At 45.9% G+C, this 15,604-nt stretch carries 12 protein-coding genes; 3 read left to right on the top strand and 9 right to left on the bottom strand.

The annotated features are described in order from the left end of the window. Window positions 1–3 precede the first annotated feature (3 nt). The 5 genes from parE to nudF form a co-directional block, all read right to left on the bottom strand. Entirely contained in the window at window positions 4–1,884 is a 1,881-nt protein-coding gene (gene parE, locus KI742_RS03150; RefSeq protein WP_005387417.1) for a DNA topoisomerase IV subunit B, read from the bottom strand. Window positions 1,885–2,133: 249 nt separating this feature from the next. Continuing rightward, on the bottom strand, window positions 2,134–2,718 hold the full coding sequence (yqiA, locus tag KI742_RS03145; RefSeq protein WP_285385146.1) for an esterase YqiA: 585 nt from the start codon (window positions 2,716–2,718) through the stop codon (window positions 2,134–2,136). A 47-nt stretch (window positions 2,719–2,765) separates the two neighbouring features. Next, complete coding sequence (cpdA, locus tag KI742_RS03140; RefSeq protein ID WP_285385145.1) at window positions 2,766–3,572, bottom strand: 3',5'-cyclic-AMP phosphodiesterase; 807 nt, start codon at window positions 3,570–3,572, stop codon at window positions 2,766–2,768. A 61-nt stretch (window positions 3,573–3,633) separates the two neighbouring features. Next, window positions 3,634–4,077: a DUF1249 family protein gene (locus KI742_RS03135; protein WP_017633603.1), complete on the bottom strand. Its 444-nt coding sequence runs from the start codon at window positions 4,075–4,077 to the stop codon at window positions 3,634–3,636. After that, the gene (nudF, locus tag KI742_RS03130; RefSeq protein WP_017633602.1) at window positions 4,077–4,727 is read right to left on the bottom strand and encodes an ADP-ribose diphosphatase; all 651 of its coding nucleotides are present in this window, start codon (window positions 4,725–4,727) and stop codon (window positions 4,077–4,079) included. Before nudF ends, KI742_RS03135 begins: the two co-directional genes overlap by 1 nt. Window positions 4,728–4,956: 229 nt before the next feature. On the opposite strand from nudF, the gene tolC reads away from it, so the two are divergent. Beyond that, the gene (tolC, locus tag KI742_RS03125; protein ID WP_005379884.1) at window positions 4,957–6,285 is read left to right on the top strand and encodes an outer membrane channel protein TolC; all 1,329 of its coding nucleotides are present in this window, start codon (window positions 4,957–4,959) and stop codon (window positions 6,283–6,285) included. Window positions 6,286–6,463: 178 nt separating this feature from the next. Here tolC and hldE read toward each other — a convergent pair whose 3' ends face one another. The 3 genes from hldE to KI742_RS03110 all read right to left on the bottom strand — a co-directional run bounded on the left by hldE (window position 6,464) and on the right by KI742_RS03110 (window position 12,175). Next, complete coding sequence (gene hldE / locus KI742_RS03120; protein WP_285385143.1) at window positions 6,464–7,894, bottom strand: bifunctional D-glycero-beta-D-manno-heptose-7-phosphate kinase/D-glycero-beta-D-manno-heptose 1-phosphate adenylyltransferase HldE; 1,431 nt, start codon at window positions 7,892–7,894, stop codon at window positions 6,464–6,466. Window positions 7,895–7,961: 67 nt separating this feature from the next. Beyond that, a complete protein-coding gene (gene glnE / locus KI742_RS03115) occupies window positions 7,962–10,805 on the bottom strand; it encodes a bifunctional [glutamate--ammonia ligase]-adenylyl-L-tyrosine phosphorylase/[glutamate--ammonia-ligase] adenylyltransferase (RefSeq protein ID WP_285385142.1) in 2,844 nt (947 codons plus the stop codon). 113 nt (window positions 10,806–10,918) lie between these two features. Then, a complete protein-coding gene (locus KI742_RS03110) occupies window positions 10,919–12,175 on the bottom strand; it encodes a methyl-accepting chemotaxis protein (protein WP_005379890.1) in 1,257 nt (418 codons plus the stop codon). Between the two features lie 105 nt (window positions 12,176–12,280). Here KI742_RS03110 and KI742_RS03105 point away from each other — a divergent pair, with 105 nt between their 5' ends. Continuing rightward, entirely contained in the window at window positions 12,281–13,054 is a 774-nt protein-coding gene (locus KI742_RS03105; RefSeq protein ID WP_285385141.1) for a potassium channel family protein, read from the top strand. A 41-nt stretch (window positions 13,055–13,095) separates the two neighbouring features. On the opposite strand, the gene KI742_RS03100 is transcribed toward KI742_RS03105, so the two are convergent. Next, entirely contained in the window at window positions 13,096–14,628 is a 1,533-nt protein-coding gene (locus tag KI742_RS03100) for an inorganic triphosphatase (protein ID WP_005379894.1), read from the bottom strand. 212 nt (window positions 14,629–14,840) lie between these two features. Here KI742_RS03100 and KI742_RS03095 point away from each other — a divergent pair, with 212 nt between their 5' ends. Further along, on the top strand, window positions 14,841–15,521 hold the full coding sequence (locus KI742_RS03095) for a TIGR00153 family protein (RefSeq protein WP_005379896.1): 681 nt from the start codon (window positions 14,841–14,843) through the stop codon (window positions 15,519–15,521). The last annotated feature ends 83 nt before the right edge of the window (window positions 15,522–15,604 follow it).

Here is a 15,604-nt window from a genome sequence, read left to right as displayed (position 1 = left end):
CCGTTACACCTCTGCCAAGTCGCCGTTGTTTTGTAGCCAAGAACGACGGTCATCTGCACGCTTTTTACCTAGCAGCATGTCCATCATTTCCATGGTCGCCGTAGAGTCGTCAATGGTTAACTGCACTAAGCGACGCGTGTTCGGATCCATGGTGGTTTCACGCAACTGAAGTGGGTTCATCTCACCCAGACCTTTGAATCGTTGCACGTTGATTTTGGCTTTCTTCTTCGACAAGCGCTCTAAAATGCCATCTTTTTCATCGTCATCGAGGGCGTAGAACACTTCTTTCCCGCAGTCGATTCGATACAGAGGCGGCATCGCCACATAGATATGACCCGCTTCCACTAGTGCGCGGAAGTGACGAGTAAATAGAGCACAAAGCAGCGTTGCGATGTGAAGACCATCCGAGTCCGCATCGGCAAGGATACAGATCTTACCGTAACGAAGACTCTCGAGGTTGTCGCTATCTGGGTCAATACCCAAAGCAACAGAGATATCGTGTACTTCTTGAGACGCAAGAACTTGATCGGCAGAGACTTCCCACGTGTTCAAGATCTTACCACGCAGTGGCATCACGGCTTGGAATTCACGGTCACGTGCCTGTTTTGCCGAGCCACCCGCAGAGTCACCCTCCACAAAGAAGATTTCCGTGCGACTTAAGTCCTGTGCTGAACAGTCGGTCAACTTACCTGGCAGTGCTGGGCCGGACGCCACTTTCTTACGTACGACTTTTTTCGCTGCACGCATACGACGGTGTGCGTTAGCGATACAGACTTCTGCCAATTGCTCTGCGAGCTGAGGCTTTTCGTTCAACCAAAGACTGAACGCATCTTTTACAACGCCAGAGACAAATGCCGCGGTTTGACGAGAAGACAGACGTTCTTTGGTCTGGCCTGCAAATTGCGGGTCTTGAATCTTAACCGACAGCACGTAAGAACAGCGGTCGAAAACGTCATCACCCGTTAGCTTCACACCACGAGGTAATAGATTACGGAACTCACAGAATTCGCGCATCGCTTCCAACAAGCCTTGGCGTAAACCATTAACGTGCGTACCTCCTTGAGCGGTTGGGATTAGGTTAACGTAGCTTTCGGTGATCATCTCACCGCCTTCTGGCTGCCAAATTACCGCCCAGTTTGCCGCTTCAGTATCCGCCAAGAACTCACCAGTAAATGGTTCTTCAGGAATAACTGGATAGCCTTTTACACCTTCCGCAAGATAGTCTTTAAGACCGTCTTCGTAGTACCACTTATAGTCTTTGCCATTAACTTTGTCGGTTAATGTGATTTCTAAACCCGGACACAAAACCGCTTTTGCGCGCAGGTTGTTGACTAAGCGCGTCACAGAGAAGTTAGCCGAATCGAAGTACTTCGCATCAGGCCAGAAATGTACGCTGGTACCGCGATTGCGACGACCACATGTGCCAGTTACGGTCAGATCAGACACTTTCTCGCCGTGTTCAAATGCAATTTCATACACTTGACCATCACGACGAACTGTTACTTCAACGCGTTTTGACAACGCGTTTACTACAGATATACCTACCCCGTGCAAACCACCAGAGAATTGGTAGTTTTTGTTAGAGAACTTACCACCCGCATGTAGCTTACATAGAATTAGCTCTACGCCTGATACTTTCTCTTCTGGGTGGATATCAACAGGCATGCCTCGACCATCATCGATCACTTCGAGTGATTGGTCAGCATGTAGGATGACTTGTACTTTTGAGGCATGTCCGGCTAGCGCTTCATCGACACTGTTGTCGATAACTTCTTGGCCCAAATGGTTTGGGCGCGCTGTATCCGTATACATCCCTGGTCGGCGACGTACTGGCTCTAAGCCATTCAGTACTTCAATGGCACCAGCATTATATTGTTCAGTCATAATACGGAATTATTCTCAAAGTTTACTTGTTGCCTGAGTATCACCAATGGGCGTACCCATACTCAGGAAACGAAAAAGCCACCCTGTTCACATCACTAAGAGTTTGTAAACATGATGCATAACAAAGTAGCCAGGGTCCTCGACCCTTAAGATCTTTTGGCAAAACATAGTCGGAAAGCATACCGCCCATGTCAAGAAACGGTTGGATATATCAATAAAAACTATGAGCCTTTTCCAATCGCTTTCGAATTACAGTTCTAGAAATTCGATAATCTGTGCAGGATAACGCTCAAAGCCTACAAAACTGTGATCACCGCCTTGTTCTACTGTTTGCTTAGCGTCTGCAAACTTATCTACCGCTTGTCGATAGTCTAAAACCTCATCTTCTGTTTGTTGCAATAACCAAAAAGAATGTGACGACGCGATGCTTTGTACATCAAGAGCTTTTAACTCGTCAATATGACAAGCTTCAAGTGTATAGGTTTCATGCGTATATGGGTTAGTTTGCTTACCCAAATAATCTACTAGCAACTCATAAGGCTTGACTGCGGGGTTGACCACTACCGCTTTAAACCCAAACTTGTCATTTAGCCACGTTGACATAAAACCGCCTAATGAGCTGCCCACTAGACCAATTTTATAGTCGTCTTTATATTGCTCGATAATATCCAACAACATTTTCGCCGCTTGCTGAGGATAACAAGGTAACTGGGGAACAATCACCTTAATATCAGGCCTATGTTGCTCGCAGTAGGCTCTCATCACATTCGCTTTCATGGAGAGTGGAGAGCTATTAAAGCCATGGATATAGAGAAGAAGTGAAGGTTTACTCATAGATATCTCGCACAAAAAAGCGAGCCCGAACAGAGAGCTCGGGCGCGTTAGTAGCCGTTAGAAGAGAAGTCTGGTTGGAACTGGCCATCAGGAAGCCGACCTACTTGGGTCGTAATATCGCCACAAGCGTGTAGTTGCAGCTCCCGCCAACCAGGCGAATTGGTATCAAGGGCAAAATCATCCGAGTTAGGCTTAAACTGAACACAAGTTGAGGGTGTTGCCATCACTCGAATGCCCTTGTGAAGCACATTCATATCTTGATGAACATGGCCACAGAGAATGCCTTTCACGTTATCAAAACGCTCGACAACCTGCCAAAACGCTTCGGCATCTTTTAAAGTATGTTGATCAAGCCACGCGCTTCCCACCAGTAACGGGTGATGATGCAACAAAACAAGTGTGTGTCTTTCTGGGTGTTCGGCTAGCTTTTCTTCGAGTAGCGTTAATTGCTGATCACTCAAGCGCCCATGAGGAACGCCAACCACTTGCGAGTCTAAAAGAATTAACTGCCAATACTCGCCAAGCAATACATGCTCTGCGGCTTTGATTTGTGGCGAAGGCAAAACACTGCCCATATTAGGCTTGTAATCATGATTACCAGGTAGCCAAAAGCAGTCTTTCTCTAGCGGTTCAATGCCGTTGGCAAAGCGCTGATAAGATTCTGCACTATGGTCTTGGGAAATATCGCCTGTCGCCAAGATGTAATCAAACGCCACGTTGCGGCGTAAAACATCAGCAACAACAGCATTGAAGCTATCGACTGTTTTTACGCTTAGCAAACTTCCCTCATCGGCAGCAAACAGATGAGTATCCGTAATTTGTAAAAGTTTGATGCTGTCACTAGATGATTGCAAAATGAAAACCTGATTCGTCCACTATATCGTTATTTGTTATTTTCCTTTAGTGACGTGACGATCAATTGAAGGCAAGTGGTGTTCTACTGATACCACTTCGTAAACAAAACGTCAGCCATTCACCGAGGAATGTGTTTAATTGATGCTTTTCATCTTTCTGCATCAGTTGGTCATTGGGATAATCATACTTAGCTTTTATGCGAGAGAACTCTCCGCTTGAGCATACTTCGGCTACTCTCGCATCATGATAAAGCCTGACAGACATCGTCGGTAAAGGAAACACTGGCGTTTCATCACTCTGACATATCTCAACAACTGTGGTGTATTTTGTGATTTCATTCACGGTCAATTGGTAAACCATGTTCGCCGCTTGGTAGCAACGTACATCCCCAACTTCGGCAGAAGCAGGCAATAAGGCGTTCAACTTAGCGTAGTTGGTCTCATACGTTCTCATAAGGCCAGCTAAATCAACATGATATTGTTGTTTTTCAGCCAATTGTGCCATTACTCACTCTCCACCGTTTGGGATAGTCCCCATTCTGACTTTAACTCTTGATGGTGTAATTGCAGCCATTGCAACGCAATAATCGACGCACCATTTTCAAATTTTCCGTCCTTCACCCATTGATACGCCGTTTCACGACTCATGACATGAACGCGGATATCTTCATTCTCATAGTCTAAACCATGAATGCCGTGCGCTTTAGACGCATCCACTTCACCAACAAAGACGTCTAGCTTTTCCGAGCAACCACCAGCCGAAGGATAATAGGACGTAACAGGTACAACGCGCCCCACCTGAATCCCCGCTTCTTCGACAGCCTCTCGACGAATTACGGCTTCAGCAGATTCATCGCGGTCAATCATACCGGCGACAATTTCTAGCTGCCAAGGGTGTTCATGTTCCAACGCGCCAATACGAATCTGTTCAATGATTACGACCTGGTCCGTCTTTGGATCATAAGGAAGCATCGCTGCTGCGTGACCACGCTCGAACATTTCTCGCTCGACAACTCCACTCCAACCACCAGCAAATAGCCTATGCTGAAAGCGGTATTTCACCATTTTGAAAAAACCTTCAAATAAGGTTTCTTTCGAGATGACTTTTACATCTCGCGAAGTAAAATCTTGTTGTTGTTTGTCACGCTGTTGCATTCAACACCTCTCTGAGTGAATCCTGTAGTTTACTCATTGTTATTCGCTTGCTCAAAGGACTTGGCTCAACTTTTTGTATAATAGTTACAAATTAATTTAAGTCTTTGCTAAAAATTTATTGCACAAGTGGATAATTACGTGTAAAAAAGTGCAAACTTTAGAGTAAATATCGTGCAAATTGAGTTAAACTACTGAGAATTAACCAATCTATGGACCGCGGGAATAGAAAATGAAAAAATTGCTTCCACTATTTATCAGTGCAGCGCTAGGTAGCATGAGTACGTCTGCGTTCGCAGACTCTTTGGCTGAAATCTACGACTTGGCAAAACAAAATGATCCACAATTGCTCAGTGTAGCAGCACAACGTGACCAAGCTTTCGAAGCAATCACCTCAAGCCGTAGTGCTCTATTACCACAAATTAACCTTACTGCGGGTTACAATTTAACTCGTGGTGATACTGAATACGATTCAAATCTAATTAGCGACGTATCAAACGATGGCAACGCACTAACCGCTGGCGTTAGCTTTTCACAAGCACTTTACAACCGCGCATCTTGGATCTCTCTAGATACTGCTGAGAAAAGTGCTCGCCAAGCAGACGCAACTTACGCAGCGACGCAACAGGCACTGATTCTTCGCGTATCACAAGCGTATTTTGAAGTTCTACGCGCACAAGATAATCTTGTTTTCGTACGTGCAGAAAAAGCCGCGGTTGGCCGTCAACTTGAGCAAACTAAACAGCGTTTTGAAGTAGGTTTGTCTGCAATCACTGACGTGCATGACGCACAAGCTCAGTACGACCAAGTGCTAGCGGACGAAGTGTTGGCAGAAAACGCGCTCACTAATAGCTACGAGTCACTGCGTGAAATTACAGGCCAAGAGCACAAAGATCTCAACATTTTGGACACTGGCCGCTTCACTGCTAGCCCATCGACCGTACCTGCTGAATCGCTCATTGATGAAGCAAAAACCAAAAACCTGACCTTGCTATCTTCACGTATTCTTCAAGACATTGCGCGTGACAATATTTCACTAGCAAGCTCTGGCCACCTACCAACGCTCTCTCTAGATGGTGGTTACAACTACGGTGATACTTCTCATAGCTCTCGTGACAACACGACAGACAACTTCAATATTGGTGTGAACCTTGCTGTACCGCTATACACAGGTGGTAACGTAACCTCTCAAACCAAACAAGCTGAATACGCGTACGTGGCTGCAAGCGAAGATCTTGAAGCGCAATACCGTAGCGTAGTAAAAGATGTTCGCGCACAAAACAACAACATTAACGCCTCTATCGGCGCATTACGTGCGTATGAGCAAGCGGTTATTTCTGCACGCTCTGCACTAGAAGCAACAGAAGCTGGCTTTGATGTAGGTACTCGTACTATCGTTGATGTACTGGACGCGACTCGTCGTCTATACGATGCGAACAAAAACCTATCGAACGCTCGTTACGACTACATTTTAAGTGTTCTTCAGCTACGCCAAGCAGTTGGTACGCTAAGCGAACAAGACATCTTGGACGTTGATGCAGGTTTGAAAGCGGCAAAATAACCGCGAACTGAATACTTCAGGTCTTAATAAATAAAAAACGCCAGTTGAGTTATCAGCTGGCGTTTTTTATTACTTGTAGTTCAGAGCTTAAAAGTGCCTCTGAACTACAAGTATCAAAAAGGCCGCACTTAGCGACCTTTATGAGCAAATAGCATTTCAATGCTAACAAACAGCAGCCTTAGCCCTTACCGCCTTTGATTGCATTAATGATTTCACTGGTCGAGCAGCCATCTTCAAAGTTCAATACACGAACTTCACCACCCGCCGCAATGACTTCTTTACCACCAGCAATCTCTTCTGGTTTGTAGTCACCGCCTTTTACTAGCAAGCTTGGTAGAACTTCTGAGATCAAACGCTGCGGCGTATCTTCACTAAATGGTACAACCCAATCCACAGCACCCAAACCTGCCAACACCGCCATGCGGCGATCGGTTGGGTTTACCGGACGACCAGGGCCTTTAAGGCGTTTTACTGACTCATCGGTATTTACCGCAACGATTAGGCGATCGCCCAGTTCAGCAGCATGGTTTAAGTAAGACACATGCCCAGCGTGTAGAATATCAAAGCAGCCATTTGTCATAACGACTTTCTCGCCACGAGCACGTGCTTTTTTCACCGCTTCGATCAGTGCTTTTTCTGAAACAACACCGTAATCCGTGTCTTGGCTGCCATGTACCGCTTCTGCTAATTCAATCTCAGAAAGCGTTGACGTGCCTAGTTTACCAACTACAACACCTGCCGCTGCGTTTGCTAGTGCACACGCTTCTTCAAATGATTTGCCTGCGGCAACAGACGCTGCCAATACAGAGATAACCGTGTCGCCCGCACCTGTCACGTCGTACACTTCTTTCGCTTGAGTTGGAAGGTGGAACGGTTCCTGACCACGACGAATCAAGGTCATTCCGTTTTCGCTGCGTGTCACTAAAAGCGCTTCAAATTCAAACTCTTCAACCAAAGCCAGTGCTTTCTCTACTAGCTCTTGGTCAGATTTCACTTTACCTACAACGTCTTCGAACTCTTTCATGTTTGGCGTAAGAAGTGTTGCGCCACGGTAGCGTTCAAAATCCGCACCTTTCGGGTCAATGAAAACCGGAATATTTGCTGCGCGCGCTTTTTGAATGTATGCCTGAACATGCTCTAACGAACCTTTTGCGTAATCAGACATAATCACGGCTTTAACGTTTGGCAGTGCGGCATCCATTCGAGATAACACTGGCGCAGAATCTGTGTTTTCAAACTTGTCTTCGAAGTCGAGACGAATAAGCTGTTGTCCACGGCTCATTACACGAAGCTTCGTAATCGTTGGGTAATCAGGCAGTGCAACGAAATCGCACTTCACATTGAGTGAGCTCAGCGTCTCCGTCAGCACTTTTGCAGGCTCATCTTCCCCAGTTAGACCAACAATGTGAGCATGGCCACCTAGTGATGCGATGTTCATCGCAACGTTCGCAGCACCACCAGGACGCTCTTCATTGTTTTCTACTTTTACAACAGGAACCGGCGCTTCAGGAGAAATGCGCCCGGTTGGGCCATACCAGTAACGATCTAGCATGACATCACCGATGATGAGCACACCAGCGCTGTTGTAATCAGGTAGAATTGGTTTCATTGTTGGTCTCCAAAAATTAAATCGAAGTGAGTTTATCACAGCCCTTATCGAGGCTAAATATATGGTCTTAACTGAACCACTGATTCCAAGCCTGTTTTACCCACTCCCTTTCGGCAACAAACTTATCTTCCACCACATCAGCGTCTAAATTGAGTAGATTTCGGCGGTGTATTTCGTTGCGCATTGTCGTGTAAGCACGTATCAACTGCATTGCTTGGTCTTCGTCCATAACATCTTGCGCAATGAGCGTTTCAAAGATGCGCACATTATCACACCAACGCGTCAATTTCGGCTTATCGTGACTATAGTTGAGCACTAGGTACTGAGCGAGAAATTCGATATCGGTAATCCCACCTACATCTTGCTTGAGCATAAAGCGGCCTGGCTTTTTCCCCCCAAGATGACCGCGCATTTTTTCTCTCATTTCGACAACGTCTTTTTTCAGTTCAGCTTGATCGCGTGCTTTGCACAACACATCATGCCGCGTATTGTGAAATGCAATCGCCAGTGGTTCATCACCATAAATCATGCGCGCGCGGACAAGTGCTTGATGCTCCCATGTCCACGCGTCTTGATGTTGATAGTCGTCGAACGCGTCCGTTGGGCTAACCAACAAACCCGATGCACCGGACGGACGCAATCGGGTATCGACCTCGTATAAAATACCGGAAGCGGTGCGAGTGGAGAAAATATGAATGATACGCTGTGCTAAACGAAGGTAGAACTGACGACCATCAATCTCTTTTTTGCCGTCAGTGTAGACATTGACTGGGCAGTCATGCATGAAGACAATATCCAAGTCGGAGTTATAGCCGAGCTCCCACCCTCCGACTTTACCATAGCCAATTACAGCAAAGCCTTTGCCTTCACGATCTTTCACATGCGTTGGCTCGCCATACTTTTCAGATACTTGCAACCAAGCCTGACAGATCACCGCATCCACGATAGCTTCCGCTAAATAAGTTAAATGGTCACTCACTTTCATCACTGGCAATGCGCCAGCAATATCTGCCGCTGCAATACGCAAAATACAAATTTGCTTAAACTGACGCAACGCTTCCATTTGCTGTTCCATATCATCTTCAGGAATACGCGCCAAATAATCACGCAGCTCTGTACGGTAACTGTCTAATGGAATGGGATTGTACAGCTGCGCAGGGTCGATTAACTCATCAAGCAAGATAGGATAACGAGACAGCTGCTCTGAAATCATTGGGCTTGCGGTACACAAACGTACGAGCTGCACCAGAGCCGCTGGATGCTCATCCAATAATTCCAAGTAAGTTGTGCGAGTGCAGATGTTGTGTAGCAAATGAAGTACACGAGATAAACCAAACTGTGCATCAGGATGGGCAAAGACCGCATCAAACACTTTCGGCATCAAACGATTGAGCACTTCGCGTCCACGTGGGCCTAACGTTTTTTTGGCCAGATCGGTTTTAAAGTTGATGATGGTTTTCGCGCATGAAGCAAAGTCTTCAATCTGAATATCCTGCTGCAAGATATGCTCAAGAACGTCTTGTTTGTCGGCCATATCCCATAGCTCATGAAAATGACGAGCAACGGTAGTCCCCTCGTCTTCTTCATCATCACCAATTAGTGATTCAAAAACTTGGTGAACATTTGCCATATGCTGCTGGGTTTGCTCAATTAATTGCTCCCAACAGCTCATTTTCATCGCGGTGGCGAGCTTTAAGCGTTCGGTTTCGCAATCAGGCAGCGTCTGGGTTTGCTTATCCGCCATTGCTTGCAACAAGTTTTCTAATTGACGCAAGTACTTGTATGCGGCTTCTAGAGCGCTGACTTCTTGTGGAGTAAGCAATGCCAGCTCTTCAATGCCTTGCAGCGTTTCCAACAGCCCTCGATTACGCAAAGAAGGCTCTCGACCACCTCGAATTAATTGAAAAACTTGAGCGATAAATTCAATTTCTCGGATGCCACCCGCACCTAGCTTAATGTTGTTATTCAACCCTCGGCGGCGAACCTCGCTACTGATCATCGACTTCATTCGTCGCAAAGATTGAATCGCACTGAAATCAATATAACGACGAAAAACAAAAGGGCGCAGCATTTGGCGTAGCTCTTGATACTGCGGGTACATCTCACATCCCATCACCCGAGCTTTGATCATCGCGTAACGTTCCCAATCTCGCCCCTGTTCTTGGTAATAATCTTCAAGTGCGGCATAGCTCATTACCAAGGGGCCACTTTCTCCAAATGGGCGAAGTCGCATGTCGACGCGGTAGCAAAAACCATCGAAGGTTTGTTGGTCGAGCGCTTTGATGATGCGTTGACCAAGACGAGTAAAGAACTGGGCATTGGCAATGCTTCGGCGTGCGCCTTGGGTTTCGCCATTCTCTGGGTACGTGAAAATTAGATCAATATCGGAAGAAAAGTTTAGCTCGCCACCACCCAGTTTCCCCATGCCGATAATTAACATCGGCTGCACTTCACCGTCCTCACTTGTTGGTGTGCCCCACTCCTGACAACACACTTGATATTGCCATTGATAGGTTTCAAAAATCATCGCTTCTGCCAACTCAGATAAGTGGCTTAAAGACGTCTCTAGCGACCATGCATGCGTGAAATCCTTCCACGCAATGTACACCATTTCTCGGTTGCGAAACTGACGCAACACGCGATGACCAGACATCTCATCAGGACATTGTTCCAACAGTTCAGCAAGACGTGAGCGGTAAGACTCCTGACGACTTGGCTGCGCTAACATACTTGGCAACTCACGGGCTAGGACTTCATCGCGATGAATAGCTTCGGTTATAAATTGGCTTAAGCCCGCCACATAACGAAATTGCTGCGCAACCTCATCGGGCCAAAGGGGAAAATAACCTGCGTCTTGGGCGTTTTGTACGGCAGATTCAGCGATAGAAATCAGTGGCGAAGGCAGCTGCATTTTTCTTCCTTGTTTGAAAAGCACGGTAACTCATTCTTTATACCAGACTGAAAGCAAATAAAAACGCCCACAAAAGGTTTGTGGGCGTTTTATCAAAAGTTCGGGATCGAATATTAAACTTGGAAAGATTTGATCTTCTTGTCTAGCTCACCTGCATTATTTTGCATCATTTCAGAGGTTTCTAGCAGCTCGGTAACAACAACAACTGAGGCTTCCACCAACTCACGTACATTGGTGAGGTTTTGGCTCATCTCTTCTGCAACACTGCTTTGCTGACCAGACGCCGTCGCGATCTGGAAGTTCATGTCATTGATTTGCGTCACTTGCCCAACAATACCATCGAGCTCAGATCCAGCATTAGAAACCAACTCGTTTCCATCTGCCGCTTCTACAACGCTTTTTTCCATGAGTTCTACCGCAGATTCAGCACTGGTTTGCAGCTGTGCGATCATCTCTTGAATTTCTACCGTCGCTTGTTGTGTACGTTGGGCAAGGTTACGAACTTCATCTGCAACCACAGCAAAACCCCGCCCAGCCTCGCCAGCTCGCGCCGCTTCAATCGCCGCATTCAGTGCAAGCAGGTTGGTTTGTTCAGAAATGCCTTGAATCGTCCCTACAACGCTACCAATGGCTTCAACACGTTCTTCAACTTGGTTAACCGCTTGTGCCGATGAAGCGATATCCGACGAAAGTTCACTCATTTTCGCCATTGTACTTTGCAAGAACTGCTGACCAGAAATTGCTTGCGCGGAAGCTTGCTCTGTTAGAGAAGATGCCGTCTGGGCATGTTCCGCAACCGTTTGGACCGTCGACGACATTTCACTCATCGCCGTAGCAAGTTGATCAATTTCGTTAAACTCTTCTTGCGCCGATTCCTTCGTTTCCGACATGCTCAGTGTCATGACTTCGGTGAGCGTTGATAATTCATCAGACGCATTAATTTGCATTTGAATCACATCGTGCAATTGTCGACGTGTCTTTTCTAATTCACGTGCCACGTCTCCGTATTCATCTTTACAATCCATACCAAATGGAACAGAGAGGTTCTTGCTCGCCATCAGTTTGATCGCGTCGCTCAGATACTGTGTTTGACGCAACATCACTCTAGCCGCCGCTAATAAGAGCACGACAAAAACCACTATCAATAAGGCGGTTTGCCAAGCAACTTGCGTTAAGTATGCTTCATAATGCTGTTGGGCAACTTGCGCGTTTTGTGTCGCCGCTAAAAGTGAGTCGTAAAAAGTGTTTGCGTCCCACAGTTGTTTTGCCACGATCAGGACAGTACTGAAGACCATCAACATGACCATTTTAGGCACCAGTCGAATGTCGGATATGACCCTTTCCCATGGCTTAAATGCCAGCTTTTCCATTGTCAGTTCTCCACCGAGTCTTATATAGTCTTTATCTGTAATCTTTATATTACTTATAGTTATGTTCGCGCTTTGCGTGGTTACGCGATTTATTTTGAGCTTCGTATGAAAAACAATGATATCAAAGACAGCACACGACCGATGGGCCTGTTGTCACTAATATTGTCTTTTATGGCACTATTTGTGATCTCTGGCTTGTTGTTTTTCCCGATCGATCACGAAACCCGTCAAGTTCTTATCGGTCTGGATTTCATAATCTGTAGTATTTTTCTACTACAGCTCACCATTGATTTGATCCGGTCCACAGATCGCTGGTTATTCCTTAAACGTCATTGGATAGATTTCGTGGCGAGTATCCCATTGATAGAGCCCCTGCGCTTTGCTCGTATTTTTCATATTATGCGAGTGGTATTAGTACTGCGTTCGTCAAAGTTCATTTTGCATCAGCTCAAAGAAAACCGCCGCGAAACCACGCTCGCCTCTATACTGCTATTGATGGTTATCCTCATAACACTCGGTTCTAGTGCAATGCTGTTTATCGAAGCGAAAAACCCAGAAGCGAATATTCGTACTGGCGCCGATGCTTTGTGGTGGGTATTTGTAACAATCTCAACGGTTGGTTACGGCGATCATTATCCAGTGACCTCCATAGGAAAGTTTTTGGCTGTCATCATCATTGTTTGCGGGGTGGGTATCTTTGGTATGATCTCGGGTCTTATCACCTCTATTCTTACTGCCCCAACGAAACAACAGACGCACAGTTCAATCAATAAAGAACGTATGCTCGAGCAGCTCCTAAGCCAACAAGCGCAAATACTAGAACGACTCGATTTCATGGAAAAAGAGCTACAACAACGTAAAACAGAGACAAAAAAATAGGACCATGCGGTCCTATTTTTTTGTTCTTATCACCAGAACGATCATTCACGCCAATAAGGCTGAACTTCCACACTGATCGCTCGGGTTTGATCCATTGCATGCAAAATTGAGCGCTCTTGACGGTGTAACCAGCGTTCTAACTGCTCTTTTTCTGCGTCTTCCAGCATATCAACCAACGGGAGCAAGTGGTTCAGCATTAGCAGATCATCGATACCATGCACTAGATCCGCCCATGGTAAACGGAAGCTGTTACGCTCATCTGAATTATACAAACTCGCGAAACCAATACCAGTATAGAGGTTACGCAATAAGCGATAACGCTGATCAACGTACTCTTGCGCCGTCAGATCGCGCTCTGCTGGGAAAGCTTCCATTAGCTCAGCCCAAGTGCGATCGAGCTGAGTAACTGAAAACGGCATGATGTTACTTGCCATTTTTTCACGTGCTTTTTCATCAAGAAATGGCTGCCAACCGCGCGCTAAGATCCAGCGGCTTAGATCCAGCAGTAACCCTGTGTAACGCGCGGAATTGAGCAACCCTAGCACTTCTTCACGGCTTGGCAACTCTTGTAACTGCTGAGTCAGCTCAGATACTAAGAACTTACGTGCATCCAACTTACGCAGCACATTGCCTTTGTCATCTAAGAGCTCTTCAAGGTGTGCATGCTCATCCAACCAACTCAGTTCTTCTTCCAACCATTTAAGCTCTTGGCGCAGAATCGCGCTCGCGCGACGAGGGACAATCCCGCCAAAAATAGTCAATGTTTGACGAATGAAACGAATGGCATTACTGATTTCACGCAGTGCTTCCACGCTGTCACGCTCAGCATAAATTTGCTCGTGATAATGCCAATGAGACAAAGCGTGCTCTAAAGAGTTGATCAAGCAAAATTCAACGGTATCCGTCGGACTACTGTCCACAAGTGCCAATGATTTTACTTCATCACCCGCATAACCACTTGCAAGTCGATAACCTTTCGCCGCTTTGCTCAAGTTACCCAAGCGCATACCGCCTTGCTCGCAAAAGCTGCGTGCCAGCGTGAATAAAGCTTCGGTTTGGCCTGACTTAAGTTCCAGTTCAACTTCGCAAATCGGCTCTTGCTTCTCTTCTTCGTCTTCACCTTTGGCTACAACTAAGCCTTGGTCAAAGGCAACTTCAATCTGACTGCCATCGGGCATGCCAATCAGCCATTGTTCACGTGTGAAGTTGGTCGAGAATAATGGCATAAGCTCGGATTGCAGCGTTTCTGCATCTTTACCTGGAGGCCAAATATCTAGAGGATGAAGCGACAGATTAGGCTCGTCACTAGTGTGCTCAGCATTGTATTCTGGTCTTTGATGTAAGCCTGCGACGACGCGTCCTGCTGTCTTTACGGTTTGGACGAATACATCATCAAAACGGCGAATTCTTAAACCAATGTCGTGCTTTCGAAGCCATTTATCGGCAGTATCAAAATAGGTGTTACCCAAGTCACGACAACTATGCTGAAGTACTTTTGTCTCAGAAATTTTTTCTTTTAAAGTTTCTGAAAATTCAGGAGAAACAAAAAACTTCAGTTCTATTTCGGTTTCCATAGCTATACCTTTCAAAGCAGATAGAAACAGGATATTGCGTAATTTCTCACACGGCAAGAGAGAAATATCGCCGGATTGATGATCTAAAACAGTTTTAATGAGCGATTTAATGCGTTACCATGCGCGCCTTTATAGCCATCGTTCAACATTTCGCCAAGCACTCAGAAATGGTGTATGTTTTTTTAAGGTTATAGTTATTAGGTTGAATGACCATGCCAGTAAATACAATTATGGGGTTATTTGCAAAGTCCCCAATTAAGCCTTTGCAACGCCACGTTGTGTGTGTCAACGAATGTTGTTCACACTTGGTGAAATTCTTTGAAGTATCTTCAAAGGGTGATTGGGAAAAAGCAGCAGAAATCCGTGCACAAATTTCTCACCTAGAGAAAGAAGCGGATGTGCTGAAACGTGAAATCCGTCTAAAACTGCCTCGCGGTTTGTTCATGCCAGTCGACCGTACTGACATGCTTGAGCTTTTGACTCAACAGGACAAACTTGCAAACCTGGCAAAAGACATTGCTGGCCGTGTATATGGTCGTCAACTTGTCATCCCTGAGGCTCTCCAACCAAACTTCCTCGCTTACGTTCAACGTTGTCTTGATGCTGCCGATCAGGCGCAAAAGGTAATCAATGAACTTGATGAATTGCTAGAAACCGGCTTCAAAGGCCGTGAAGTGACGCTCGTCGCTGAAATGATTCATCAATTAGACGTTATCGAAGATGATACCGATGCCATGCAGATTGAACTTCGCCAACAGTTGATGGTGATTGAAGCTGACATGAACCCTATCGATGTCATGTTCCTATACAAGATTCTTGAATGGGTAGGTGGTATTGCCGACCAAGCGCAGCGCGTAGGTGCTCGTTTGGAAGTCATGCTATCTCGATCTTAAAACATAAAGTTAACGACATAACGAAGAGCATAATTAACACGTGTCATAGGGACGATGACTATTTTCATCGTCTTATGGTTTGG

This window comes from Vibrio sp. D417a, assembly GCF_030248595.1.
In the GTDB taxonomy this organism is placed as follows: Bacteria; Pseudomonadota; Gammaproteobacteria; order Enterobacterales; family Vibrionaceae; genus Vibrio; species Vibrio alginolyticus.
The sequence above is the reverse complement of the archived record's forward strand: the minus strand, read 5'-3'. Positions and strand labels throughout refer to the sequence as shown.

Bases quoted from the DNA above. Each gene is read 5' to 3' on its own strand.
- KI742_RS03110 (WP_005379890.1), bottom strand. From the start codon at position 12,175: ATGGAAAAGCTGGCATTTAAGCCATGGGAAAGGGTCATATCCGACATT.
- KI742_RS03135 (WP_017633603.1), bottom strand. From the start codon at position 4,077: ATGGCACAATTGGCTGAAAAACAACAATATCATGTTGATTTAGCTGGC.
- hldE (WP_285385143.1), bottom strand. From the start codon at position 7,894: ATGAAACCAATTCTACCTGATTACAACAGCGCTGGTGTGCTCATCATC.
- tolC (WP_005379884.1), top strand. From the start codon at position 4,957: ATGAAAAAATTGCTTCCACTATTTATCAGTGCAGCGCTAGGTAGCATG.
- parE (WP_005387417.1), bottom strand. From the start codon at position 1,884: ATGACTGAACAATATAATGCTGGTGCCATTGAAGTACTGAATGGCTTA.
- yqiA (WP_285385146.1), bottom strand. From the start codon at position 2,718: ATGAGTAAACCTTCACTTCTTCTCTATATCCATGGCTTTAATAGCTCT.
- KI742_RS03100 (WP_005379894.1), bottom strand. From the start codon at position 14,628: ATGGAAACCGAAATAGAACTGAAGTTTTTTGTTTCTCCTGAATTTTCA.
- KI742_RS03105 (WP_285385141.1), top strand. From the start codon at position 12,281: ATGAAAAACAATGATATCAAAGACAGCACACGACCGATGGGCCTGTTG.
- glnE (WP_285385142.1), bottom strand. From the start codon at position 10,805: ATGCAGCTGCCTTCGCCACTGATTTCTATCGCTGAATCTGCCGTACAA.
- nudF (WP_017633602.1), bottom strand. From the start codon at position 4,727: ATGCAACAGCGTGACAAACAACAACAAGATTTTACTTCGCGAGATGTA.
- KI742_RS03095 (WP_005379896.1), top strand. From the start codon at position 14,841: ATGCCAGTAAATACAATTATGGGGTTATTTGCAAAGTCCCCAATTAAG.